Origin of the sequence: Polaribacter sp. HL-MS24 (assembly GCF_032758595.1) — a bacterium.
In the GTDB taxonomy this organism is placed as follows: domain Bacteria; phylum Bacteroidota; class Bacteroidia; order Flavobacteriales; family Flavobacteriaceae; genus Polaribacter.
Window position 1 is genome coordinate 1945283 of record NZ_CP136415.1, and the last position, 26620, is coordinate 1971902.

At 31.8% G+C, this 26620-nt stretch carries 23 protein-coding genes and 1 pseudogene; 20 read left to right on the forward strand and 4 right to left on the reverse strand.

From position 1 onward, the window contains the following. Positions 1-7: 7 nt before the first annotated feature. The 11 genes from RRF69_RS09160 (at position 8) to RRF69_RS09210 (ending at position 9255) form a co-directional block, all read left to right on the forward strand. On the forward strand, positions 8-643 hold the full coding sequence (locus RRF69_RS09160) for a CDP-glycerol glycerophosphotransferase family protein (RefSeq protein ID WP_316939496.1): 636 nt from the start codon (positions 8-10) through the stop codon (positions 641-643). Next, complete coding sequence (locus RRF69_RS09165) at positions 643-2043, forward strand: hypothetical protein (protein ID WP_316939497.1); 1401 nt, start codon at positions 643-645, stop codon at positions 2041-2043. The genes RRF69_RS09160 and RRF69_RS09165 overlap by 1 nt, the downstream gene beginning before the upstream one ends. Positions 2044-2438: 395 nt before the next feature. Continuing rightward, on the forward strand, positions 2439-3227 hold the full coding sequence (locus RRF69_RS09170) for a hypothetical protein (RefSeq protein ID WP_316939498.1): 789 nt from the start codon (positions 2439-2441) through the stop codon (positions 3225-3227). Next, positions 3196-4050 (forward strand): glycosyltransferase, encoded by an 855-nt coding sequence (locus RRF69_RS09175; RefSeq protein WP_316939499.1) that lies wholly within the window; start codon positions 3196-3198, stop codon positions 4048-4050. Before RRF69_RS09170 ends, RRF69_RS09175 begins: the two co-directional genes overlap by 32 nt. Before the next feature lie 42 nt (positions 4051-4092). After that, on the forward strand, positions 4093-4962 hold the full coding sequence (gene rfbA, locus RRF69_RS09180) for a glucose-1-phosphate thymidylyltransferase RfbA (RefSeq protein WP_316939500.1): 870 nt from the start codon (positions 4093-4095) through the stop codon (positions 4960-4962). 4 nt (positions 4963-4966) lie between these two features. Beyond that, the gene (rfbC, locus tag RRF69_RS09185; protein ID WP_316939501.1) at positions 4967-5521 is read left to right on the forward strand and encodes a dTDP-4-dehydrorhamnose 3,5-epimerase; all 555 of its coding nucleotides are present in this window, start codon (positions 4967-4969) and stop codon (positions 5519-5521) included. Positions 5522-5524: 3 nt separating this feature from the next. After that, positions 5525-6394, forward strand: coding sequence for a dTDP-4-dehydrorhamnose reductase (gene rfbD / locus RRF69_RS09190; protein ID WP_316939502.1), 870 nt, complete (start codon positions 5525-5527; stop codon positions 6392-6394). A 3-nt stretch (positions 6395-6397) separates the two neighbouring features. Continuing rightward, positions 6398-7447 carry a dTDP-glucose 4,6-dehydratase gene (gene rfbB / locus RRF69_RS09195; protein ID WP_316939503.1) on the forward strand — a complete coding sequence of 350 codons (1050 nt, stop codon included), beginning with the start codon at positions 6398-6400 and terminating at the stop codon, positions 7445-7447. Between the two features lie 23 nt (positions 7448-7470). After that, positions 7471-8286 carry a glycosyltransferase gene (locus tag RRF69_RS09200; protein ID WP_316939504.1) on the forward strand — a complete coding sequence of 272 codons (816 nt, stop codon included), beginning with the start codon at positions 7471-7473 and terminating at the stop codon, positions 8284-8286. 374 nt (positions 8287-8660) lie between these two features. Beyond that, positions 8661-9086, forward strand: a complete 426-nt coding sequence (locus tag RRF69_RS09205; RefSeq protein ID WP_316939505.1) for an adenylyltransferase/cytidyltransferase family protein — start codon at positions 8661-8663, stop codon at positions 9084-9086. A gap of 43 nt (positions 9087-9129) precedes the next feature. Further along, entirely contained in the window at positions 9130-9255 is a 126-nt protein-coding gene (locus RRF69_RS09210; protein ID WP_316939506.1) for a hypothetical protein, read from the forward strand. Between the two features lie 387 nt (positions 9256-9642). On the opposite strand, the gene RRF69_RS09215 is transcribed toward RRF69_RS09210, so the two are convergent. Together RRF69_RS09215 and RRF69_RS09220 are read right to left on the reverse strand one after the other, a co-directional pair. After that, a complete protein-coding gene (locus RRF69_RS09215; RefSeq protein ID WP_316939507.1) occupies positions 9643-10728 on the reverse strand; it encodes a Fic family protein in 1086 nt (361 codons plus the stop codon). A 524-nt stretch (positions 10729-11252) separates the two neighbouring features. After that, positions 11253-12371, reverse strand: coding sequence for an ATP-binding protein (locus RRF69_RS09220; RefSeq protein ID WP_316939508.1), 1119 nt, complete (start codon positions 12369-12371; stop codon positions 11253-11255). Positions 12372-13069: 698 nt separating this feature from the next. Here RRF69_RS09220 and rfbA (RRF69_RS09225) point away from each other — a divergent pair. The 6 genes from rfbA (RRF69_RS09225) to RRF69_RS09250 all read left to right on the forward strand — a co-directional run bounded on the left by rfbA (RRF69_RS09225) (position 13070) and on the right by RRF69_RS09250 (position 18004). After that, positions 13070-13954, forward strand: coding sequence for a glucose-1-phosphate thymidylyltransferase RfbA (gene rfbA, locus RRF69_RS09225; RefSeq protein WP_316939509.1), 885 nt, complete (start codon positions 13070-13072; stop codon positions 13952-13954). Further along, complete coding sequence (gene rfbC, locus RRF69_RS09230; RefSeq protein ID WP_316939510.1) at positions 13941-14501, forward strand: dTDP-4-dehydrorhamnose 3,5-epimerase; 561 nt, start codon at positions 13941-13943, stop codon at positions 14499-14501. The genes rfbA (RRF69_RS09225) and rfbC (RRF69_RS09230) overlap by 14 nt, the downstream gene beginning before the upstream one ends. Continuing rightward, a complete protein-coding gene (rfbD, locus tag RRF69_RS09235; protein ID WP_316939511.1) occupies positions 14498-15367 on the forward strand; it encodes a dTDP-4-dehydrorhamnose reductase in 870 nt (289 codons plus the stop codon). Before rfbC (RRF69_RS09230) ends, rfbD (RRF69_RS09235) begins: the two co-directional genes overlap by 4 nt. Positions 15368-15370: 3 nt before the next feature. Next, positions 15371-16420, forward strand: a complete 1050-nt coding sequence (rfbB, locus tag RRF69_RS09240) for a dTDP-glucose 4,6-dehydratase (protein WP_316939512.1) — start codon at positions 15371-15373, stop codon at positions 16418-16420. Positions 16421-16587: 167 nt separating this feature from the next. Continuing rightward, positions 16588-16953: a cytidyltransferase gene (locus RRF69_RS09245; protein WP_316941129.1), complete on the forward strand. Its 366-nt coding sequence runs from the start codon at positions 16588-16590 to the stop codon at positions 16951-16953. A 199-nt stretch (positions 16954-17152) separates the two neighbouring features. Further along, the gene (locus RRF69_RS09250; RefSeq protein ID WP_316939513.1) at positions 17153-18004 is read left to right on the forward strand and encodes an N-acetylglucosamine kinase; all 852 of its coding nucleotides are present in this window, start codon (positions 17153-17155) and stop codon (positions 18002-18004) included. On the opposite strand, the gene RRF69_RS09255 is transcribed toward RRF69_RS09250, so the two are convergent. Together RRF69_RS09255 and gldJ are read right to left on the reverse strand one after the other, a co-directional pair. Continuing rightward, positions 17997-19253 (reverse strand): UDP-N-acetylmuramoyl-tripeptide--D-alanyl-D-alanine ligase, encoded by a 1257-nt coding sequence (locus RRF69_RS09255; RefSeq protein ID WP_316939514.1) that lies wholly within the window; start codon positions 19251-19253, stop codon positions 17997-17999. The genes RRF69_RS09250 and RRF69_RS09255 overlap by 8 nt on opposite strands. Before the next feature lie 74 nt (positions 19254-19327). Beyond that, a complete protein-coding gene (gldJ, locus tag RRF69_RS09260) occupies positions 19328-21004 on the reverse strand; it encodes a gliding motility lipoprotein GldJ (RefSeq protein ID WP_316939515.1) in 1677 nt (558 codons plus the stop codon). Positions 21005-21199: 195 nt separating this feature from the next. Here gldJ and porU point away from each other — a divergent pair, with 195 nt between their 5' ends. The 3 genes and pseudogenes from porU to cdd all read left to right on the forward strand — a co-directional run bounded on the left by porU (position 21200) and on the right by cdd (position 26326). Continuing rightward, complete coding sequence (porU, locus tag RRF69_RS09265) at positions 21200-24595, forward strand: type IX secretion system sortase PorU (protein ID WP_316939516.1); 3396 nt, start codon at positions 21200-21202, stop codon at positions 24593-24595. Positions 24596-24631: 36 nt separating this feature from the next. Next, positions 24632-25765: a type IX secretion system outer membrane channel protein PorV gene (porV, locus tag RRF69_RS09270; protein WP_316939517.1), complete on the forward strand. Its 1134-nt coding sequence runs from the start codon at positions 24632-24634 to the stop codon at positions 25763-25765. 79 nt (positions 25766-25844) lie between these two features. Then, positions 25845-26326, forward strand: a pseudogene (gene cdd, locus RRF69_RS09275) (cytidine deaminase). The last annotated feature ends 294 nt before the right edge of the window (positions 26327-26620 follow it).

The window sequence follows — 26620 nt, forward strand, 5'->3', positions numbered from 1 at the left end:
GTAAGTTTTGGAAATATTTAAAAAAGGGTCTATTAATTTTCTATATAAAATACTAGGTGGGATACTAGGTTTCGCAATTCAATGTTTTGCGGCAAAAATATTAGGAGCTTCAGAATTTGGGAAATATAGTTATTTCATGGGTTTAGTAAATACCTTGGGACTTATATTTACATTTGGAATCGCTTTTTATTTTCCTAAGATTTTTCAAAATAAAATAGACAAGATCACTATTATGTTATATAAATCACACTTTATGGGGGTTAACGTTTCTGATTTTACGAATACTGAAAGAATAATTCATTTCGATAGTGAAATAGAGCCGGACATAAATTTATTTATGAAAGATGTTGATGTGTTAATTACAGATTATTCTGGTGCTTATTTTGACTTTAAACTGACATCTAAACCTATTATACCTAGTCCTTTTGATTTAGAAGAGTACATGTCTTTTTCAAGAAAGCTGTATATAGAATACGAATCTTTAGAAGAATTAAAAGGAGAGGGCTGGAATGAAATATTAATGATCTTAAAACAAAAAAAATTCGCTAGCGTTCTTAATACTAAAGTAAAACTTAACGATTATTATGACGGAAACTCATCTAAAAGACTTTTAAAATCAATTAAACAAAGATTTTTTAACTGATGGGTATATTCAAAAAAGGCCTAACAAGTGTAATTTATAATTTGTTAGGTGCTTCAATAGGTTTATTTACACAATTTTATGCCGCAAAAGTTTTAGGTGTAGTTGAATTTGGTAAATTCAACTATTTTATGGGTATTGCTAATTCTATCGCATTAATATTCTCTTTTGGGGTTTCATTTTATTTCCCCAAAATATTCCAAGTGACCCATGATAAGAAAAAGTTATTCTCTCAATTTTTTTATAGTTTTGTTATTATTTTTTTAGTTTTTTTCCCAATTTGTTTCATTTTAATGAAGCCAAACATAAATGATAGTAATGATATTTTTCTTTTGGTTACAATTTGTTTCTTAATAATTTCCATAGGGTATTATAGGGCTTTCTTAATTGGAGTAAATAAAGCTCATGTATCAGCTAAAGTAAATAACTTTCTATTGAAGTTATTCGTATTGGTTGTTTTTGTATTTATTTATAGTTTCTATGACAAATCGAGTTATGCACTCATATATGCAGTCTTAATTTGTAATTTAATAATTTTAATACCTTTTCTGAAAAATACACTAATAAAAGGAGGGCCCAGTTTTTCTTTTATTAAAGGTTCTATCCTGTTTTATCTCATTCAATTATTATACAGTTTTTTTAATGAGTTCTCCAAAGTTTTACAATCAGATTTATTCAATTACGAAGCAGTTAGTTACCTGTCAATAGCATTATTGTTAGGTCAAGTTTTAGTTATTTTTGGTCAAAATTTTGCAAATGTGAGTTTGCCAACTTTTGCTAAAGCTTACATAGATAAAGATTTTGATTTAATGGCATATACTTTTAGAAGCGTTACCAGAATCAATGCATATTTTTTAATTCCAGTTTTTTTATTCTTTTTTTTTAATTCTGAGTTTATTTTATCCTTGATCGGGGAAAACTACGTTAAGGGTTCATTAATGTTGAAATTCATTTTATGTGGAACTTTTATAGGTTCTATCGTTGGACCTAATGGTTCGGTCTTATTAATGACTAATAAAAGTATTTATGAACTCGTAAATGGAGTATTAAAAATTTCTATAGTTATTTTAGTTCTAGTATTTTATGCTCAAAATTTTATTTGGGGTATGGCTTTTAGCATCGCAATTTCGGAGATTTTAATAAATGTAGTTAAATCTTTTGAATTATATTATTTATACAGAATATTTCCTTTTAATAAAAAAGAAGGATTTTATTTATTGTTAATTTTTATTTTAAGTTTGTGTATTTTCTATCTAATATCCATTTGTATTAATGGAACTATAAATATAATTGCTGTTAATTTTTTTGTTGGTTTTTCATTGTTGTTTTTATCTTTTTATTTTTCACCAAATAGTTATGATAGAGCTTTCCTAATGAAAACAATTAAACTAAAAGTTAAATAATACCCAGGGTTACCATTATAATGAAAAAGCTACTAATTATTTTTTTTGGACTAACTATCTTTATAACTACGAGATATGTTCCTCTTGGCAGTTTATCTGTATTAGCAAATATTTCATTAATATTAATTCCTGTAATTTATTTTCTCTACCATAAGAATAATATTAAAAAAAAAGATTTTATTTTTTTTATATTTATAATTTTGTGGACCAGTTTGCTATTTTTTTATTCAATAATTTTCTGTGGTAATGATTTTATTTTGGCACTTAGGTTTTTTATAATTGTTAACTTGATATTAGCTGCCTATTTCATTAAGTTGCCAATCATAATTTTGAAATTTCTTTTTTATTGTGTAGCGCTCCAATGTTTATTTCTCTTTCTTTTTGAAATAATACTAATGTTTAATTTGATTAATATATCACCCAGTGATATAAGATATTTTTTTAAGCTTCAAGAATGGGGTGATGTTTATTCATATAATAATTTTTTTTATAAAATCCAATTAAAGGGTAATGCTTTAATTCCTTTTGTTCTTTTTCTTTCTTTGCTTAAAATTAACATGATTAGGAACATAAATATTTTTAGAATTATTTTTTTTGCTGGCCTTATCATTTCAGGTAATTTTGCTTATATTTTAGGTTCAGCTTTCTTCTTGTTTTTTTATAATTTTTCGAACATCACTATAAATCAGTTTCACAGAAATGTAATTATTCTATTTACTCTAATAATTATATTTTCTTTTCCAGTTGCTGATTACTTAGATAATCAAATTAGCATGAAAAAGGATGTTTCTTTGGCTGTAAGGAAAGATCAAGTTAATGTTTTAACTAATAATCTTACAGAAAAACCTTTTAATTTCCTTTTTGGAAAAGGGATAGGTAATACTATAAATGTTAAAACTGCTTTCAGGGATTATACCGATGATATTTATTTTGAATTACAGCCTCTTTATTTTATAAATCAAATGGGTGCAGTAAATTTTTCTGTTTTTCTATTTTTAAATGTTATTTTTTTTCTGAAAAAGATGAGACTAAAATCAATAAAGATTGTTTATCTGTCTTACATTATTTATGCAGTAACAAACCCTTATATTTTAGACACAAACCATGTTATCGTGATAATCTCACTAATAACTTTAGATAATTATTTAAGAAATGAAAATAGGATGTATTCTAGTACTTTATAATCAAGAAAGTGAATTATTGACAACTATCCTAGATAGGATATCTAATCAAGTTAGTGAAGTTTATATCTCAGATAACTCTTCAAAAAATCAAAGTAATTTGTTTTCAAATTATAAAAACATAACATATCACTTTATTGGAAGTAATATTGGTATTGCAAGTGCTCAAAATTTAGGAATTAATTTCTTTTTAGAGAAGAGGATGGATTACATATTATTCCTTGATCAAGATAGCATACCAACTTCTAATTTGGTTTCTAGTTTAATTGCTAGTATTAATTTACTTTTGAAGAAAGGGGTGAAAATTGGTGCTGTAGGTCCAAGGCCATTTAATCGAGAAGAAGGTGTTGAATATAGAGGGAGAATAATGAAAGGGAAAAAGATCACGAAAGATATTACCGAAGTTAATGAATTAATCAGTTCGTCTTCATTAATACCATCACAAAACTTTAGCTCAGTTGGTATGCTGGATGATAGTCTTTTTATAGATGGAGTAGATCATGAGTGGTGTTGGAGAGCTTCATTTAACTTACATTTAAGATTTTTTATCATCGAAAGTGTTTTACTAAGTCATATGTTAGGTGAGGGTGATAGGCAGTTTTTAATAAGAAAAGTAGCCATTCCAACTCCTTTTAGAACTTATTTTCAGTTTAGAAACTACCTTAAATTAGTTAAAAGAAATTATGTTCCAATATATTGGAAGTTTTCAAATGGTTTTAAATATATAGTAAAGTATTTTTATTTCCCTTTAATGATAAAACCAAGGAGGGAGTATTTTAAAATGATTAATAAGGGAATTATCGATGGATTAAAAAATAGGAAGTAAATTATCGCAAAAAATTATAAATATTAATTTATAAACATTTATATGAAAGGAATTGTATTAGCCGGAGGAAGCGGAACAAGATTGTATCCGATTACAAAAGGAGTTTCAAAACAGTTATTGCCAGTCTATGATAAGCCAATGATATATTATCCATTATCTGTGTTAATGTTGTCTGGCATAAGAGATATTTTAATTATATCGACTCCTGAAGATTTGCCAAATTTTGAAAAACTTTTGGGTACTGGAGAAGATTTAGGAATAAAGTTAACATACAAAGAACAACCCAGTCCTGATGGATTGGCACAAGCTTTTATTATAGGAGAGGATTTCATAGGAAATGATGATGTGTGTTTGGTATTAGGAGATAATATTTTTTATGGGTACGGTTTTTCAGGAATTTTACAAAATGCTATAAATAATGTAGCTGAAGGCAAATCAACTGTATTTGGTTATTATGTAAATGATCCTGAACGTTATGGAGTTGCCGAATATGATAAAAAAGGAAATGTAATCTCTATCGAAGAAAAACCTACTGATCCTAAATCAAATTTTGCAGTAGTTGGATTGTATTTTTATACAAACGACGTCGTGGAAATTGCAAAAAAAATAAAACCATCTCACAGAGGAGAGTTGGAAATTACTACCGTAAATCAAGAATACTTAAAACAACAAAGCTTAAAGGTAGAATTGTTAGGTAGAGGTTTTGCATGGTTAGATACTGGGACGCATGACTCTCTAATGGAGGCTGGCCAGTTCATAGAAACCATTGAAAAGAGACAGGGGCTTAAGGTTGCTTGTTTAGAGGAAATAGCGTACAATATGAAATACATAGACAAAACGCAGTTAAATAAATTAGCAGAGCCATTAAAGAAAAATGGTTATGGTCAATATCTATTAAAATTAGCAAAGTAATAACATGAAGTTTATTAAAACAGAAATATCAGATGTTTATGTTATAGAGCCTTCAGTTTTTGGAGACAACAGAGGTTATTTTTTAGAATCCTACAATCAAAAAAGGTTTGAAGAAGTTGTTGGTAAAACCTCTTTTCTACAAGACAATGAGTCAAAATCATCTAAGGGAGTATTGCGTGGTCTTCATTTTCAAAAACCACCTTATGAGCAAGCCAAACTAGTAAGGTGTATTGAAGGAGAAGTTCTTGATATTGCGGTAGATATTAGAAAAAAATCAAAAACCTATGGCCAGCATATTGCAGTGCTATTATCTGGTAAAAATAAACGGCAGTTATTTGTTCCTAGAGGTTTTGCACATGGTTTTTTGGTTTTGAGCGAAAGCGCTACTTTTGCCTATAAAGTAGACAATACCTATGCGCCAGAGTTTGATGCAGGTATTCGATGGAACGATAAGAAGTTAAACATCCAATGGGGATTAGAAGAAAGTGAAGTTTTAGTCTCTTCAAAAGATTCTGAACTTCCTTTTTTTTTAGAATTTGAATCTCCTTTTACAAACTAAAATATGAGAGTATTAATTACCGGATCGAACGGGCAATTAGGATCAGAAATTAAAGAGTTAGTAACTAACTATAAAAAGGTAGATTTTATTTTCAAAGATCTTCCTGAGTTGGATATATGTAATTTTAAAGCATTACAAACCTTTATTATAGATCATAACATCAATGCAGTTATTAACTGTGCGGCTTATACCGCTGTAGACAAAGCTGAAGAGGAGTCAATTATTGCAACAAAAGTAAATAATGAAGGAGTATTAAATATTGTCAATGCTTTGGCAAAAGTGAATGGAAAGTTGATTCATATCTCTACTGATTATGTGTTTGATGGTGATCATTTTTCACCTTATAAAGAGTTAGATCCAGTGAGCCCAATTGGAGTATATGGAGAGACCAAAAGAGCAGGGGAACTTGCTGTTATCAATAGTGATATAGATTCGGTTGTAATTAGAACTTCGTGGTTGTATTCTTCTTATGGAAATAATTTTGTCAAAACAATGTTGCGTCTTGGCTCCGAGAAAGAAAACTTGGGAGTCATTTTTGATCAAGTCGGAACACCCACTTATGCAAGAGATTTGGCAAAATGCTGTCTTGATATTCTTGCTTTTAGTAAAGAAACGAATATAAATTCTAAAGGGAATCTGTATCATTTTTCTAATGAAGGTGTAGCTTCTTGGTATGATTTTGCTATTTCGATTATGGAACTAGGAGGAAAGAACTGTAAAATAAATCCAATTCAAACCAAAGATTATCCAACCTTGGCAAAAAGACCTCAATATTCAGTATTGAATAAGTCTAAAATAAAAATAGATTTTAAAATTGAAATACCTTACTGGAGAGATTCTTTAAAAGATTGTATCGAAAAAATTAAAAATTAGTTTATGAAAAATATATTAGTTACTGGCGGTGCTGGTTTTATAGGTTCTCACTTGGTAAGATTATTGGTTAATAAATATCCTGAATATCATGTAATAAACATGGATGTGTTAACCTATGCTGGTAATTTAGAGAATTTAAAAGATGTTGAAGATAAAGAGAATTACACTTTTGTGAAATGTGATATTTGTGATTTAAAAAAAGTATCACAAATTTTTAAAGAGTACAACATAGATTCAGTAATTCACTTAGCAGCCGAGTCGCATGTAGATCGTTCTATTGAAGATCCATTTTCATTTGCTCAGACCAATGTGATGGGAACCTTAAGCCTGCTGCAAGCAACAAAGGGATTTTGGAACTCCAATTTTGAGAATAAGTTATTTTACCATGTTTCAACCGATGAGGTTTATGGGTCATTGGGTGAAGAAGGATTCTTTACAGAAGAAACAGCCTATGACCCTCATTCTCCTTATTCTGCATCCAAAGCGTCTTCAGATCATTTTGTAAGAGCCTTTGCAGACACTTATGGCTTACCTGTGGTGATTTCTAATTGTTCAAATAATTATGGTTCTTATCAGTTTCCAGAGAAATTGATTCCGTTATTTATAAATAATATCGTTAATAATAAACCACTACCTGTGTATGGAAAAGGTGAAAATGTTCGTGATTGGTTGTTTGTAAACGATCATGCAAGAGCTATTGATGTTATTTTTCACAAAGGAAAATTGGGAGATACTTATAATATTGGCGGATTCAATGAATGGAAAAACATTGACTTGATAAAAGTAATGATTAAAACGGTAGATCGTTTGTTAGGTAGAAATGAAGGTACCTCTGAAAAGTTAATCACTTATGTAACGGATAGAGCAGGTCATGATCTTCGCTATGCAATCGATTCCTCAAAATTAAAAAATGAGCTAGGCTGGGAGCCTTCGTTACAATTTGAAGAGGGAATTGAAAAAACAGTGGCTTGGTATCTTCAAAATAATGAATGGATGGAGAAGGTAACTTCAGGAAAGTATCAAGAATATTATCAAAAAATGTACGATAATTAATTAAAATTTTCTTAAATATAATTATGAATTTTTCAGTTTTAATATCTGTTTATAAAAATGATAAACCAAGTTTTTTTAATTTAGCACTAGAAAGTATCTATGAGATACAATCGCTTAAGCCCAATCAAATTGTAATTATTAAAGATGGTCCACTAGGCCCTGACTTAAATCAAATTATTGATAGTTTTAAGAAAAACACTCCAAATGTTAAGCTAGTAAATTTATCAACAAATAAAGGACTAGGTGAAGCATTGAGAATTGGATTAAGAGAGTGTAGTTTTGAGTTTGTCGCAAGAATGGATTCTGATGATATCTCAAAACCTGATAGATTTAAAACCCAAATTAATTATTTAATTCAAAACCCAAACATAGATATATTAAGTTCTTGGGTAGATGAGTTTAGTGGTTCCGTGAATAATATCGTTTCAACAAGAAAATTACCATTAACTCATTCTGAATGTGCCAAAATGTTAAAGTATGGTTGCCCTATAAATCACCCTGCGGTAATTTTTAAAAAATCTAAAGTACTTAGCGTCGGCAGTTATGAAGCTTTTCATCTTAAAGAAGATATATATCTTTGGTTGAAATTATATGTCAATAATGCAAAATTTGCTAATATACCTGAATCTTTACTTTTATTCAGAGTTAATGATAACATGTACAAAAGAAGAAGGGGTTTTAAATATGCTAAATCTGAATTAAAACTATTTATATTCAGATATAAAAATCAAATCATTAATTTTTTTGAGTTAATAAAATTTGGGTTTTTAGTCAGTTTTATTAGGTTGCTACCAACATGTTTTGTAAAAAAAATTTACAAAATATTAAGGAAAAATTAGTTTTTTTCTGAATCCAATCGAATCCAATTGCGTTTATTAAGAAAGTTTCTAAAAATGCTCTTATTTCTAATCAATTATATTTCATTTTAATATTTGTGGGCGCCATTTTGTTAATCAAAGTGATTTTTTTTAAAATAATCTAAAATTGGTTTTATTGATACTACATAAAATTTGAATTTATAACAAATATAGACAAAGAAATTAAAGTTTATAAAATGAGTTCAAATTTTTAGATAAGGTTAAAAGACATCCTAAATATGCTCTGATCTATATTTTTTGTTTTCTGAAATATTGTAGCATATTGTTAAAAAAAATTCAGATAAAGACGATATTATATAAGTAAAAAATACTTTTTTTAGATAAAAATTCAAAATATGAGTAAGAAAAAAGGAATGATAGTATCTGGGTATTTTAACCACATACACAAAGGACATATAGAGTATTTTAATAATGCGAAAGCCCTAGCAGATGAGTTATTTGTGATTGTAAATAATGACCATCAAAGAGCACTAAAAGGGTCTAAAGAATTTCAACAAGAGCAAGAACGTGTTTTTATCGTCTCTAATGTAAAATCTGTAAATCATTGTGTTTTGTCTATAGACCAAGACAGAACGGTTTGTAAAACCATTGAAAAGATTGCTATAGACTTCGGAGAGTCTTATGATTTGAGTTTTGCAAATGGTGGAGATCAAAATAACAACACCATTCCAGAAAGACCAATCTGCGATCAGATGGGAATTACTTTAGTTGATGGGTTGGGTGATAAAATACAGTCTAGCAGTTGGTTATTAGAGAAGTAAACTTTTTTAACTAAATTTGAATGAGAATTTAATTTTAACACACATGTCATTCAATCCAAATTCAGCAAAGAAAGCAGGAAAAAAGTCTAAAAGAGGACCTGCAAAAAAAGAAGGGCCTTCTATCAAGGAAAAAATGGAAATGCTTTATGAAAAAGACTACGGACTGTAGTCGATTTATTTTAATCAACAATTTGATTTACAGTATTTTGTATTTTTTTAGATAGAGATTTCATTACTAAACGGCCATGAGTTTTTAAATTCATAAGCTTACTGAGTAACACAAAAGTTCCTCTTATTGTGTTTGATTTTATTAATCATAACACAATCTTCAATGTTTTTAATTTCTATGTTAAACTTTCTGAGTTATTTGATCATATCACCTTCCTTTTGTAAAGAAAATTGATTTTTTTTATACATAATGATGATTCAGATAAATTTCAGATAATAATTAAAGGTTCTAAAAGATCTTTCTTGGGTTTGTTATTAGTAGACTAGTACAAGAAATAATTAAATACTCCTTCAACCCTTTTTTTGAAAAATTGACAACCTAAGAAAATTAAGGGATTTCCAATATACCCATTAATTTATGGTTAAGATATAATTTTTCTTTACCCACTTTTTCAGATATCAAAAAACCAAATTTTTCTAATTCCATTAAATATTTACCCACGGTTTTTGGTGTCCCTAATTTAGCATCAATTAAAAACTGTCGTTTCGTGTAAGGCAATCTAAATAGTATTTCAACCAATTCTTTAGTATATACTTTAGGGATTGTTTCCTTAATCTTTGATGCCATTTGATCCATTAATGTAGTAACATTTTTTAAGCGTTCTAGTCCTTTATTAGCTGTATATTCAACCATTTCTAGCATATAAAGTATCCACTCTTCCCAATCATTATTTTCAGTTACCTTTCTCAGTTTTGTATAATAATCCGTCTTATTTTTAATAATATATTCACTTAAGTAAATAGCAGGAGTATCCAGTAGTTTTTCGAGTTTTAGATATAATAATAACAATATGCGTCCTGTTCTACCATTAGCATCACTAAAAGGGTGAATCGCTTCAAATTGATAATGCATTAACGCCATTTTAATCAATGAGTCAATAGGATCTTCACCATTTATAAAAGTTTCAAGATCATCCAACTTTTCTCTTATAATAGCTTCCCCTGAAGGTGGTGTGTAAATGGTTTCACCTTTCGTGTTTTTTAGGACAGTTCCCGGTATAGTTCTAATGCTAGCAGTATTTTTTTTAATACTTTGTACAATTTCAATACATAAGTTTGCACTTATAAAAGGTCGAGTTTCTATTGGTTGTAAACCATTCCAAAGTGCTTCTTTGTAGCTTATGACTTCTTTCGTAGCTGGATTATCAAACTTTTTGTCTTCTACTAAAGACCTATATAAATCATCATTTGTTGTGATGATATTTTCTATTTCTGAACTTGCTTTCGTCTCTTGTAAATGAATCGTATCCAAAAACAACGTTGGATTTGGTAAATTGCTAAGCATACCATTAAGTTTTGCTAGTGCTCTACTAGCATCAATCGTCTTGCGTAACACTTTAGTAGTTTCTAAATTTGTTCTAGGAGGTAAAATTGGTGAACTATTATAAGGTATATTTCTATTAAATTTTGTCATTTTAAACAAGGGTACATAGAACTCATATAATCTTAACGAGGGTAAATATGCTAAAAATTTACCTTTATTCTGCTAATGGATGTAATTTTTAAGTTCAATAAACAGATAATAAAAAAAAATAAGCGTTACGAATTACTATAGTAATCAAGAATTATTTGATATTTTGTAAAAATAGTGATTCAATCAAATTAGTTATTGTTATTTAATTAAATTGAAACCCTCTCTTTTATTGTAACTTAAGTTGAGGTTAAATTGACTTCTTTAGAAGCTCCCTGATTCAGATGGCAACTATTTTATTTTTAAAAATCGATTTTTTTCCAAAAAAAATGAAAAAACATTCGATCAAATCTCTGAGTATCCTCTGGAAAAGTCGAAAATACCCATAATAAAGAGGGGATACGGGAAGGGGGGGTGCGGGAGGGGGCAGCCAAATTTAAATCTAATCAATGAGCTTTTAAAATCGAACCCAAAAGTTCAATTTTAATTGGCATAAGATGTATTCAACTTTTGCTTTCTTTTACAAACTATATTTTAATAAATTCTCTAAAATTAGTTTTATCAATTATGATTTCCTTGGCCTCGTATTCGTTTACAAAAGTTTTTGGTAATCTTACTTTTTTCTTGTTATTCCATTTAAACTCAAAACCTGAGATCCTACCATTATGTTCTTCTACTAAATCTACCTCTTGCTGTTGTTTGGTTCTCCAGAAGTACATTTTAGCATTTGTGCTCTTATACTTATTTTGTTTAAGTCTTTCTGAAATTAAAAAGTTTTCCCATAAAGCACCAGTATCTTGTCTTAATTCTAAAGGATTAAAATTTCCAATAATTATATTTCTAACACCGTTATCATAGAAATATATTTTTTTATTCTTTTTAATTTCATTGCGTAAGTTTCTGCTAAAACTATGTAACTTAAATATTACATATCCTTTTTCTAAAATATCTATATAGTTGGCAACTGTATTTTTATCTACACCAACTATTTGAGCCAGTTCATTGTAGTTTACTTCACTTCCGATTTGAAGCGCTAAAGCTTGTACCAACTTTTCTAATACTTCTGGTTTTCTAATATTTGCAAAGGCTAAAATATCTCTATACAGATAACTGTTTACCAATTGTTTTAATAGTTCTTTTTCTTCTCCAGGATTGTTTAATATATCGGGATAGAAACCGTATAATATCCTATTTTCTAATTGTTGTTCTGCTGACACATAGCCCTCTGTATTTTCCAACTCTTCCCAACTTATTGGAAACAATTCATACTCCCATTTCCTTCCTGTTAAAGGTTCATTAATTGTATTTGATAAATCAAAAGATGATGAGCCACTTACAAATAATTGTACTTCTTTAAATTGATCTATAATTATTTTTAATGTTAGCCCAATACCTTCTATTCTTTGAGCTTCATCAATAAAAATGATTTTGTTAGACCCTATAATACTTCTAATTTGTGTTGTGTTAGGATTGTTTAATAGACTTCTTACTGTAGGATCATCTCCATCTAAAAATAGATGTTCTTTGGTATCTATGATCGTTTTAAGTAGCGTCGTTTTCCCTACTTGTCTGGGACCAATTAATGTAATAGCTTTCCCTTTGTTTATTTTACCTTCAATAGTTTTTTTTAGGTCTCGGTTGTACATTGTCTTTTTTTTTCACAAATATACTATTTTAGATTATATTCACTAATAGTTATGCTTTTTAGTGAATACAAGTATTGGGATACTATTTATGTATTTCATGTAACGTCATAAAAATTATAACAATAGTCCTTCATGAAATTTTTTAGAAAATTTAGAAGATGGTTCCCATTGGGGTTTTTAGTTCATCTTAATTGTTATAATTGCAAGAGATAACCGAAAGGCAGTATCTCCTCCAAGTGGGATCTGATTTACATATAATACTAATCGACAAACAGAAATTTCATTAACCGCTAAAATTTACCATCAGGTCCATTCACTGATTCTAATCGGAACTTATAATTTTCAATGAATCCTGAAGATAACTCGTGGTAATCCATCTGAGGTTTTAATCAACTTAAGGAAATTAAATCAGATAAAAACTTTTACAGCCTCCCTTGTAACATTTAAGTTTTACCTCGGACCTTCTTTAATTCTTATCTGCACATAAAAAGTGTCTCAAAACATTTATTGTAGCAAAAATTTAGCATTTTTTCTTCTGGCACCCTAATTTTTCGCTGTATCATAGCTTCAAAGAAATTCAAAGAATTTCTTTACACACTAAACCGTCGTCGTTAAGCTGTCTTTTTACCTTTTTAAGATGCCTCAACTTCATTTTTTTAAAACTAGATGTTCTTAAAAAGAATGATTAACTTTGAAATATGAAAGGAATCATATTAGCAGGAGGCAGTGGCACACGATTATATCCCATTACAAAAGGTGTATCAAAACAATTATTGCCAGTATACGACAAGCCAATGATTTACTACCCTTTATCAGTGTTAATGTTGGCGGGTATAAAAGAAATTTTAATTATTTCAACACCTGAAGATTTACCTAATTTTGAAAAACTATTAGGTTCAGGTGAAGATTTAGGAATTCAATTAAGTTATAAAGAACAGCCAAGTCCAGACGGTTTGGCACAGGCCTTTATTTTGGGTGAAGAATTTATCGGAAAGGATAGTGTTTGTCTTATTTTAGGCGACAATATCTTTTATGGTCAAGGTTTCACAGGAATGTTGCAAAATGCCGTAAAAAATGTAATGAAAGGAAAATCAACTGTTTTTGGCTATTATGTAAATGATCCAGAGCGATATGGTGTTGCTGCGTTTGATACGGACGGGAATGTAACTTCAATAGAAGAAAAGCCAGAACATCCAGCGTCGAATTATGCTGTAGTTGGCTTGTATTTCTACACGAATGATGTTGTGGAAATCGCTAAAAATATAGTTCCTTCTCCTAGGGGGGAATTGGAGATTACCTCCGTGAATCAAGAATACTTAAGACAACAAAACTTAAAGGTCGAATTGTTAGGCAGAGGTTTTGCTTGGTTAGATACGGGCACTCACGACTCTCTAATGGAAGCTGGACAGTTTATTGAAACGATTGAGAAACGTCAAGGACTAAAAGTTGCTTGTCTGGAAGAGATTGCTTTCTATATGAAGTATATTGACGTAAAACAATTATTAAAATTGGCAGAACCTCTTCGGAAAAATGGATATGGTCAATATTTATTAAAAATAGCAAAGAAAAATGAAGTATATTGAAACCGAAATTCCAGATGTTTTTATTATTGAACCCTCTGTTTTTGAAGATGAAAGAGGTTATTTTTTAGAATCTTTTAATTTGAAGAAATTTAAAAAGACCATCCACCCTATTACATTTGTACAAGATAATGAATCAAAATCTTCAAAAGGAGTTGTAAGAGGATTACACTTTCAAAAACCCCCTTTTCATCAAGCAAAATTAGTACGGTGTATAGAAGGAAGTGTTTTAGACGTTGCTGTTGATATTCGGAAAGGGTCTCCAACCTTTGGGAAGTATATTGCAGTTGAATTGTCAGGAGCAAATAAAAAGCAATTATTTGTTCCTAGAGGATTCGCACATGGATTTTCTGTGTTGAGCGAAACTGCAATATGTATTTACAAAGTAGATAACGAGTATGCACCAGAATATGATGCTGGAATTCGATGGAACGATACAAGTTTAAATATCAATTGGGGCTTGGCAGAAAATGAGGTAATCGTGTCTGAAAAAGATAAAGCTTTGCCTTTTTTGAATGAATTCGATACTCCTTTTAGTTTTAACGGATGAAACTATTAATTACAGGTTCAAATGGACAACTAGGATCAGAAATAAGAGTGCTTTCAGCCTCTTACAAATCCTTGAATTTTATCTTCAAGGATTTACCCGATTTAGATATTTGTAATTTAAAGGAATTACAAAATTTCATAACCAAAAATAAGATCACTGGTGTAATTAATTGTGCCGCATATACTGCAGTAGATAAGGCAGAGGAGGATGAAGGGATTGCAAAAAATGTAAATTCAAAAGGAGTCTCTAACATAGTGAAAGCGTTGCAAAAAGTAAATGGGAAGTTAATTCATATTTCAACAGATTATGTGTTTAATGGGGATCATTTTTTACCATATAAAGAGTCAGACCCAGTAAGCCCAATTGGAGTATATGGAGCAACCAAAAGAGCAGGGGAACTGGCTGTCATCAATAGTGCTATAGATTCGATTGTGATTAGAACTTCATGGTTGTATTCCTCTTATGGAAATAATTTTGTCAAAACCATGTTGCGTCTTGGTAACGAGAAAGAAAGCTTGGAAGTTATTTCTGATCAAGTGGGTACACCCACCTATGCAAGAGATTTAGCGAAAACATGTCTAGAGATTCTTTGTCGTGATAGTTCTAATGAAATCAGTGAAAATGGAAAGCTGTATCATTATTCCAATGACGGAGTTGCATCGTGGTATGATTTTGCTAAAGAGATTATGACACTGGGAGAGATGAACTGTAAAGTGCATCCAATTCAAACAAAAGACTATCCAACTCTGGCAAAAAGGCCTCAGTATTCGGTATTGAACAAGTCAAAAATAAAAACAGATTTTGATATTGAAATTCCCTATTGGAGAGATTCACTAAAGGAATGTATTGAAAAAATTAAAAGTTAGTTTATGAAAAATATTTTAGTCACAGGAGGAGCTGGTTTTATAGGCTCTCATTTGGTGAGATTATTAGTCACTACATATCCAGAATATCATATTGTAAACATGGATGTGCTAACCTATGCCGGGAATTTAGAGAATTTGAAAGATATTGAAGATAAAGCCAATTATACCTTTGTAAAATGTGACATTTGTGATGTTAAGAAAGTCGCAAAAATTTTTGAAGAATATACCATAGACTCAGTAATTCATTTAGCAGCAGAATCTCATGTAGACAGATCTATTGAAGACCCTTTTTCTTTCGCTCAAACCAACGTGATGGGAACTTTAACCTTGTTACAGTCTGCAAAAGCATATTGGAATGGAAACTTTTCAAATAAATTATTTTACCATGTTTCTACGGATGAGGTCTATGGTTCATTAGGTGAAGAAGGTTTTTTTACAGAGGAAACAGCCTATGACCCACATTCTCCGTATTCCGCTTCCAAAGCATCTTCAGATCATTTTGTAAGAGCTTATGCAGACACTTACGGTTTGCCTATAGTAATTTCTAATTGTTCTAATAATTACGGTTCGTATCAGTTTCCAGAAAAACTAATTCCGTTATTTATAAACAACATTGTAAATAATAAACCTTTGCCTATCTATGGGAAAGGAGAAAATGTTCGCGATTGGTTATTTGTAAACGATCATGTGAGAGCCATTGATGTTATTTTTCACAAAGGAAAAATTGGAGACACCTATAATATTGGTGGATTTAATGAATGGAAAAATATCGACTTGATCAAAGTACTAATTAAAACGGTGGATCGTTTGTTGGGTAGGAAAGAAGGAGCTTCTGATGCATTAATTACCTATGTGACTGATAGAGCAGGCCATGATGTACGCTATGCAATCGATTCCTCAAAATTAAAAAATGAGCTGGGTTGGCAGCCCTCTTTACAATTTGAAGAAGGGATTGAAAAAACAGTAGCTTGGTATTTAGAAAATCAAGAATGGATGGAAAACGTAACCTCTGGAGATTATCAGAATTATTATACAAATATGTATCAAACATAAAATGTTTTTTGTAATGTTGTGTGATTAGCTATGAGTCTCATACAGTATTCTTAAGAAGAATGCGATTGTATTCGAGTGTAAGATGATCTTAGAAGATAAATAAATAGGATGAGTAAAAAAAGGGAGTAATTGTATCTGGGTATTTTAATCCCATACACAAAGGCCATATTGAGTATTTTAACAACGCAAAAGCCTTGGCAGATGAATTGTTTGTGATTGTAAATAACGATCATCAAAGAGCTTTAAAAGGATCTAAAGAATTCCAACAAGAGCAAGAGCGAGTTTTTATCGTTTCAAATATAAAGTCGGTAGATCATTGTATTTTATCTATAGACCAAGACAGAACCGTCTGTAAAACCATTGAAAAAATTGCTTTAGATTTTGGTGCAACTTATGATTTGAGTTTTGCCAATGGTGGCGACCAAAACAACAATACCATCCCAGAAAGAGCTATTTGTGATCAAATGGGAATTAACTTGGTAGATGGTCTTGGAGATAAAATACAGTCGAGTAGTTGGTTGTTAAAAAAATAAATACGATTCCCAATTCAACCAATAATGGCATAACGTAAAAAGAAGTTCATTCTTATTTGTAGTAACCACCTACAATGGTGGTTTTTTTTCTTTGTATCAGAATGCTTCAATTTATTTACAGAACGAAAACGATTGAGGTTTTGAATTGCCTTGTGTATAAATAAAACTTACAATACCTTTGATTTAAATACTTTTTTATATGATCTTAATAGCAGATGGTGGTTCTACAAAAGCGGATTGGATAGCCTTAGATACAAACAAACAAGAGGCATTTAGAGTGCGTACTTTAGGTTTAAACCCAGCAGTAGTTTCTCAGGAGGAATTGACCAATAGAATTGTCAATATGTTTCAATTGATGAATGTCAAATCGGAAGTTACAGAAATTCATTTTTACGGAGCCGGTTGTGGTACCCCGACACCTATTGAGATTTTAAAGAATGTATTGCAAGAGATTTTTGTCAATGCAAAAATTCATATAGCAGAAGACGTACTTGCAGCTGTCTATGCTTCCACGGGTAATGCACCTGCTATTGTTTGTATTGTTGGGACGGGTTCTAATAGCTGCTATTATGATGGGAAGACTGTGCACATGAATACTGTTTCTTTAGGATACACCGTCATGGATGAGGCCAGTGGGAATTATTTCGGAAAACTGTTGTTGCGGGAGTATTTTTATGAGATGATGCCGAAAAGAATCGCTGCCAGATTTGAAGAACTGAATAATTTAGATCCCGATTTTATCAAGTTGAACTTGTATCGAAAACCAAATCCCAATATGTATTTGGCATCCTTTGCAAAATTTATGTTCGAATTTAAAGACGACCCATATATTCAGGAAATCATCAAAAGAGGATTTAATGAATTCTTCAAATATAGAGTATTACCATATGGGAAAACCTCGGATACTCCGATCTATTTTATCGGATCAATTGCGTTTTACTTTAGGGAAATTCTAGAAAATGTAGCCGAAGAAAATGGATTGAAAATCACGGGAATTATCCAAAGACCTATTGATAACTTACTTGACTATCACAGAAATAACATCAATTAAGCACTTCTAAAACGCGTTCTAATTGCATTCCTCGTGAACCTTTGATCAGGATATGACTTTGCGAAGGTTTATGTTTTTTTAGATGGTTTTCAAGATCTTGAAATGTGTTAAATTGAGGGTAAGCAGTATGCACTTGATGGAATAATTTCCCAACCAACAATACCGATTCAAAATTTGCTTCTAAAAGAAAGTCAGCAATCTGTTGATGCTCTTCTAGTTCAGCTTCACCCAACTCAAACATATCTCCTAAAATGAGTAGTTTGTGATCGGCCTTCATCATCTGAAAGCTTTCAAGAGCGGCTCTCATACTAGTGGGATTTGCATTATAGGCATCTAAAATAATTTTATGGGATGCTTTTTCTATGATTTGTGATCTGTTATTGTCAGGAGAATAGGTCGCTATTGCGCTTTTAATTGCTTGAAGTGGAACCTTAAAATAAGCTCCAATTGTTATGGCTGCGCAAATATTATCAAAGTTGTATTTTCCAATAAGATTGCTTTCGATAGTTGAATCTTGATAGCTCAATCTTAAGAATGGCTCTGAACTTAATAATTGCAAACTTTCCTCAAAAAATACTCTCTTGATTTTTGCAGTTTTTTCAACTTGAAGACGATCTTGCTGATTGACAAAAACAGTTTTGTCATTTTTTTGTAAATACGTATAGAGTTCTGTTTTTCCTTTGATCACTCCTGCAACACCTCCAAAACCTTCAAGGTGTGCCTTTCCAAAATTTGTAATGTATCCAAAATCGGGTGCAGACATTTCTGAAAGAAACTCTATTTCTTTTTGATGATTGGCCCCCATTTCTACAATTCCAATTTCTGTATCGGGTTTCATGGATAAGAGGGTAAGTGGCACACCAATATGATTGTTTAAATTGCCTATTGTAGCTACAGTTTTAAATTTTTTTGAGACAACAGCCTTGATCAATTCTTTGGTTGTTGTTTTACCGTTACTTCCAGTGAGTCCAATAATTGGAATTCCCAATTGGGTGCGATGATAGTTTGCCAATTTTTGAAGCGTTTCTAAAACATTATCGACCAATAATATTGACGAATGGGTTGCGTAGATTTCTTCATCTACAATGCTATAACTTGCTCCTGCTTCGAGGGCTTTTTTAGCAAAGCTATTTCCATTAAATCGTTCCCCTTTTAAGGCAAAGAAGAGCGTGTTTTTCCGAATTTTCCTTGTATCGGTATCGACTAAATGATACGTTGTATACAATTGGTACAGTTCCTCTATTTTCATTGTTTAAAGATAAAAAAACCTCATTGACTTGAAGCAATGAGGTTTATAAATAGTGCATCTATATTATATTCCTATTATCTAGAAGGGGTTCTTGCGGTTCTTTTTTCAGAAGTCATTGGACCGAATCTATCAGTAACACATCGGAAACCGATATAGTTGGAAGCCATGTATTCTGGTAGATACCTTCTTTGAGCTGGATCTAACCAGTACTCTCTATCAGACCAAGAGCCTCCTTTGTAAACTCTTGTATTGTTGCTGATCAATGTTGTTCTTTTTTCAGCGTCGTAAATGACAATCTCTGCACCTGTTATTGAATCTAAACCAATGGTAGGTTTTTTAGGAGAATTGTACATATTATCTCTTTTTGCATATTCATCCGTAGAATCATCATAATATGCTGATGAATTCAAATCCCCATCGAGAATACTTGCATTGTCAGCTTTTGTGAAATTTCTTCTCAAGGCTGCATCACTTTTTGTAATGAGATCATATTGTAAGGTACCTGGTAGATTTTTAGGGACAATTCTGCCGTTTTCTAGGGTGTCGTATTTAATTTCTGAGTTCTCAGTCCCAGTAATTATCACTTTTCCCTCTTTGTTGATCATTTTTTTAGTAAACACATTTCCTCTAAAATAATTAAAGTCATTGGCGTCGTTATCAACAATAGGTCTGTAAATATCGGAAACCCATTCGGCTACATTTCCAGACATATCATACAATCCAAATGCATTGGGAGGGTATGATTTTATTTTGGCAGGAATATCAGCTCCATCAGAACTCCACCCAGAGATTCCGCTATAATTTCCTTTTCCTTGTTTGAAGTTGGCCAATTGGTCTCCTTTCGATTTTTTAGCTTTCGATCTCGAATATTTACCATTCCATGCATATTTTTTTCTACCTCGAACAATATTGTATTCCCGATTTTCTATATTCGCCTTGGCTGCAAACTCCCATTCAGCTTCTGTGGGCAATCGAAATTTCGATTGTAAAATTGCATCTGCTTTGGTTATAGGTCTCCCTTGAAAAGAACCCCTTTCCTGACTCGCAGCTCCTCGAGCCCTTCTTTGTTTAACTCCTTTTTTGTAGATCGTTGTATCTCCTTCAAAAAGTAAAGAAGCATCTGTTAAAAAAACATCCGAATCAAAAAAGTTTCTAGTGCTGTCCGATTCAAAAATATTTTCAATGTGCCCTTTGTCAATCAGTTTTTTTAGGTTTACCACATTCGTTCTCCATTTACAGTATTCATTGGCTTGTAACCAACTAACTCCTACTACAGGATAATCAGCATAAGCAGGATGTCGCAAGTAATTCTCAGACAACAAATCTGTATTTCCAAGACTATTTCTCCAAACTAAGGTGTCTGGAAGTACGGAATTGTAGATGTGTTTGTATTTTTCTTCAGAAGGAGGAAAAACATCTTTTGTATATTGAATGTAAAGAAAGTATTCTGAATTGGTTACTTCGGCTTCATCCATAAAAAATGAGCGAACGTGAATTTGTTTTGGAGTGGAATTCCAATCAAACATTATGTCATCTTGAACTTGACCCATTGTAAAGGAGCCCCCATCTATAGCAACCATTCCTAAAGGAGGTTTTTGACCTTCGAAAGAATTTCCGCGAAGGTAATTACCATTTCTTGGATCGTTAAAGCTTAAGCCTGTTAGGGAAGATTTCCCAGTAGAAGATTGTTTACAACTAACAAAAAATACTGTTGATAAAACAATGAAAGTAATTTTTAATACGTTTTTCATTTCCTAAATGATATTGATAGGGTTTTTGATTAATTGTGCAATTTACGATAATTATAGTTTGCTGCAAGTAAAAATAAAATTAACGATTCAATTTTGATACTTATCTACAAAACGATTCCGTTTTTATTTTAGTATAGTTTATCTTTGAATCTCTTAAAATAACTCAATACAATCTGCGTTATTTGAATGTCACATATGAAAAAATCTGTATTCTTATTTCTTTTTACTTTTTTGGGGGTTACAATGTCAGCGCAAACAACCAATTCTGTCTTAGCAAAAGGGGAATGGTTTCAGTTTTCTATTGATACTTCAGGTGTTTTTAAAATTGATAAAAATCTTCTGCAGCAAATAGGAATTGGCGCCAATAATTTGAACCCAAAAAAAATACATATTTACGGAAACGGTGGAAACCCGTTACCTGTTTTAAATTCTGATTTTAGATACCAAGATCTTCAAGAAAATGCCATTTATATTGAAGGGGAGAATGATGGTGTTTTTGATCCTGACGATTATATATTATTTTATGGACAAGGGCCTCATCATTGGGCTACAAATCCGACCAATAAAACTGCAAGTCACATCCAGAATATTTATTCAGATAAAGCCTATTACTTCATTACTGTCAACGAGCTCGACGGAAAACGTATCCAGCAAAAAGCGCCTCTTACCAGTTCGGCTTCACAAACAATTACTACTTTTGATGAGTTTGTCTTTCATGAGAAAGAACTGATCAATATTTTTGCAACTGGGACCCAGTGGTTTGGTGAAAATTTGAGTTTTGAAAACAGTACTACTATTCGCATTCCTTTTCATAAGGCATTGGCAAATTCTCCACTATCAATTAAAGTACGAGGAGCAACCGTTTCGTCTACTGCCTCAACGATGGAGGTAAGTATGAATTCTCAAAACCTTTTTACCATCAATTTTCCTGCGGTCAATCCGAGCTCTTTAACCAAGGGTTTTGCAATTGATAATTCGAAAACATTTGAGAATTCGTCAGAATCTTTAGAGCTGACTGTTTCTTTTAATAATAATGGAAATCCATCGGCGAATGGTTACTTAGATTATATTGAAGTGGTTGGTAAAAAGCAATTAGTTGCAGATGGCACTCCTTTTTCTTTTCGAAGTTTTGAACAAGCCAATGCAACGAGTACAGTAGCATTTCAAATAGGAAATGCAACAAATGTTGCTCAGGTTTGGGATGTGAGCAACCATACAGCACCAGAGTCTATAATCAATGAGAATCCTACTGGAAGTACTTTTGATTTTAGGGGCGAAGCTGGAATTTTAAAAGAATACACTGTATTGGGGAGTACAGGTTTCTATATTCCTGAAACGGTTCAAAATGCCAAAATTTCCAATCAGAATTTACACAGTTTAAAAGAAATTAATTACCTCATCATTACCAATGCTGAACTCAAAGATCAAGCACAGCGATTGGCCGATTATCATCAAAGCAATTCGGGCTTCACAACTAAAGTCGTTAATCTTGATGAGATTTATATTGAATTTGCTTCGGGTTCGAGAGATATTACTGCCATTCGGGATTTTATCAAACATCTCTATGAGACCAGTACGTCTGAAGAGAAAAAATTAAAATATGTCACCTTTTTCGGAGATGCCACCTACGATTATAAAGATCGAAATTCTGAAAACAACAATATCGTTCCAGTTAAACTCACTTTTGATAGTTTCAATCTCGCAAATTCGTATGTTACCGACGATTTTTTTGTGATGTTAGAAGAGGATGAAGGAACGATGCAAAATACTCATACTGTTGATGTTGCTACAGGGAGAATTCCTGTGAATACCATTAGTGAAGCAAAAATAACCATCGATAAAATTTTGAGCTATTACAAAAAAGAAGCCATAGGGGACTGGCGGAACACCGTAACACTTCTGGCAGATGATATTGATCAAACTGCAGATATTTCCATTCAAAATGGAGTGGAGTTGATTGCAGATGAAATTCGTACTAATAAGCCTATTTTTAATGTCAATAAAATTTATGTAGATTCCTTTGTTCAAGAAAATTCTTCTGGGGGAGAGCGCTATACTGAAGTGAATACAGCAATTACCAATGCGATTGAAAAAGGCACTCTGGTCTTTAATTATTTTGGGCATGGGGGAGAGGATGGTTTTGCTTCTGAAAGAATTTTAGAAAAGCCTCAAATTCAAGCACTAAACAATCCCAATACTTTACCTCTATTAATCACAGTCACTTGTGATTTTTCTCGGTTTGATAACCCAAGTAGGTTGACTGCAGGTGAGCTAACTTTTCTCAATCCAACGGGGGGAGCAGCAGCCATGATTACCACAACTCGAGAAGTGTATATCTCTGTAGGTCAAAATTTCAACAAAGAGTTAATGGGGTATATTTTAGAATACAACAACGAAGTGTATACCATTTCGGAAGCACTGGTACAGACCAAAAACCAGTTTTTTAGTACTCAAAAATTCTTTATTTATTTCTTTGGAGATCCTGCAATGAAATTATCAGTACCTAAACCGAATGTGCGGATCACGAAAATGAATGGAATAGAAATTACCCAACCATTAGATACCCTAAAAGCCCTTTCGAAAGTGAGTTTTGAGGGAGTGGTTACAGATAATTTAAATACCACTTTAGTCGATTTTAATGGCTCATTATCGACCACTGTTTTTGATAAAATAATTGATAAAAAAACCTTAGATAATGACGGTTTTGGAGTGTTTTTAACTTTTGACACGCAAGACAGTAAGTTGTTTAGAGGGAAATCTACCGTACAAAATGGAGTGTTTCGATTCGATTTTATAGTACCTAAAGATATTAAAATATCGTACGGTAAAGGGAAAATGAGTTTCTACGCAGAAAATGGAATAGAAGATAAAGCAGGATATAATTTTGATCTTACAATCGGAGGAATAAATAAAAATGCACCTGAGGACACTATTGGTCCCGAAATTCAATTGTACATGAATGATGAGTCATTTATAGACGGAGGAAATACCAATACCTCTCCGAACTTAATTGCTGTATTGTCGGACGAAAGCGGAATAAATACTTCCATAACTGCCGTTGATCATAATATTGTTGGGGTTCTTGATGGTGATGAATCAAATCCAATTTCTTTGAATGATTTTTATCAAACAGAATTAGACGATTTTACCAAGGGGAAAGTAAGCTATAAATTAAGAGATTTGGAAGTAGGGCCGCACACCTTAAAATTAAAAGCTTGGGATACTTATAATAATTCCTCAGTGGCTACGTTAAATTTTGTGGTAATTAGTGATGGGATATTAAATTTAGAAAATGTATTAAATTATCCAAATCCTTTTGTAAATTACACAGAATTTTGGTTCAATCACAATAAGCCCAACGAGCTGTTAGAAGTGCAAATCCAAATTTTTACAGTATCGGGAAAGTTGATCAAAACGATCAATCAAAACGAACAAACTACTGGAAATTTGTCAAAATCAATTTCTTGGAATGGTTTGGACGATTTTGGAAACCGGATTGGAAAAGGAGTTTATATTTATAAATTAAGAGTAAAATCAATAGCAAGTAATCTTGTTGCTGAGAAGTATGAAAAATTAGTAATTCTTCAGTAAGTATCAGATATGCCAAATTAATAAGAAAATAGAAACATGAGAAAATTAGGATTATTTATTTTAATATGTTGTTCAGTTGTTTTAAAAACAAATGGGCAAGCAACAGAAATTGATACGAGACAAATTGGAGGAATTACAACCGCAGCCCCTTTTTTATTAATTATACCCGATGCACGATCTGGAGGAATGGGAGATATTGGAGTGGCAACAACGGGAGATGCTTTTTCACTGTTTCACAATCCTGCAAAAATTGCCTTTCATTCAAGACAAGTCAATTTCGGAATTACTTATTCTCCATGGTTACGAAATTTAACAGACGACATCTTTACAGGAAGTGCGTCTTACATTAATAGATTCAATGAGAATGCAGCATGGGGTGCAGATTTCAAATATTTTTCTCTGGGTCAAATAGAATTGACGGATGCAGGAGGGACTTCTACTGGGGTAATCAATCCAAATGAATTTGTTTTCACAGGTTCCTATGCCTTAAAATTGAGTGAAACTTTTTCGATGGGAGTTTCTTTGAAATACCTTCGTTCAAACCTAGCCTTTACAGGAGTTTCATCAACTTTACAGCCTATTAATTCATTCGGAGTTGATGTTTCTGGATTCTATCAGTCTGAAGAAGAAAACTATGGAACCTTCAATGGAAAATATCGATTAGGATTTAATATTGCCAATTTGGGACCCAAAGTTTCTTATGTTCCAGGTAGTGAGGACTTTATTCCTACCAACCTAAAATTAGGTGGGGGATTTGATTTTATCATAGATGATTATAATACCATTACAACCACATTAGAATTTACAAAATTATTAGTTCCTACACCTCAGGTTGATGGTTCAGAAGAAGATATTACATGGATTTCAGGTGTCTTCTCTTCTTTTGGAGATGCCCCAGATGGGTTTAGCGAAGAGCTAAAAGAATTTACCTACGCATTTGGAGCAGAATACTTATACAATAATGCATTTGCCCTGAGATCTGGATATTTTCATGAGAGTGAAGATAAAGGGAATAGACAATATTTTACGATGGGTGCAGGATTTAAAACCAATGCATTGAATATCGATTTATCCTATTTGATCAATGCTTCAGATGTCAATAATCCTTTAGAAAACACACTCCGCTTTTCAGTTTCTTTTGATTTAGGGGAGATTTATGATGATTATTAGCAAAGTGCTTTTTTTTTAGTAAGTTCGTACCAATAAAAGCAGTCAGAAAAGGCTGCTTTTTTTGACCAATCTATTTTGTATGAAAAAAATTGAAATAAAGTCTTCCGCACTTCTTTATGCGGATTTGTCAGAGCTTCCAAAAGCAGACAAGCTACTGATGAACAGAGCGATTGAAGCTAGGAAAACGGCCTATGCACCGTATTCAAAGTTTAGTGTTGGTGCTGCATTATTGCTGGCTAATGATGAAATTGTATTGGGAAATAATCAAGAAAATGCAGCCTATCCTTCAGGAATGTGTGCCGAAAGAGTCGCCATTTGGAAAGCGGGATCTGATTTCCTGGAATAAAAATTTTAAAATTAGCAATTTCTGCAAGTTCCTCTATTTCGAAAGTTGATAAGCCGATTGGTCCCTGCGGAGGCTGTAGACAAACGCTTTCAGAATACGAAATCAATCAAAAAGAACCAATGGAAATAATTTTTATGGGTGAAGTCGGAGAAGTGGTCAAAACAAACTCATTACTTTCTTTATTGCCTTTTTCGTTTGATAGTTCTTATCTGTAATATTCGGTAAAACAATTTTGATAAATCTAAAAAATAATCGTAAACTTCTTTTTAAGAGTTCCATTTTGAACGTTGGATATCGTATTTATTTGAAGTAATTGACACACATTTTGAAGGAGAGGTCCTCCATGAAATGAAACAACGAGTGATCTTTATCTCAATGGTAATCAGGCTTAAGCTGGAGAAGTGTAAAAAATAGCAGCACTGTTTTTTTTCTTCATAGTTTTTGAATTTTGTGTTGAACTTTCCATTGAGTAACATTCAATGAAGTCTTTATGTTCTCTATTTTGCTAA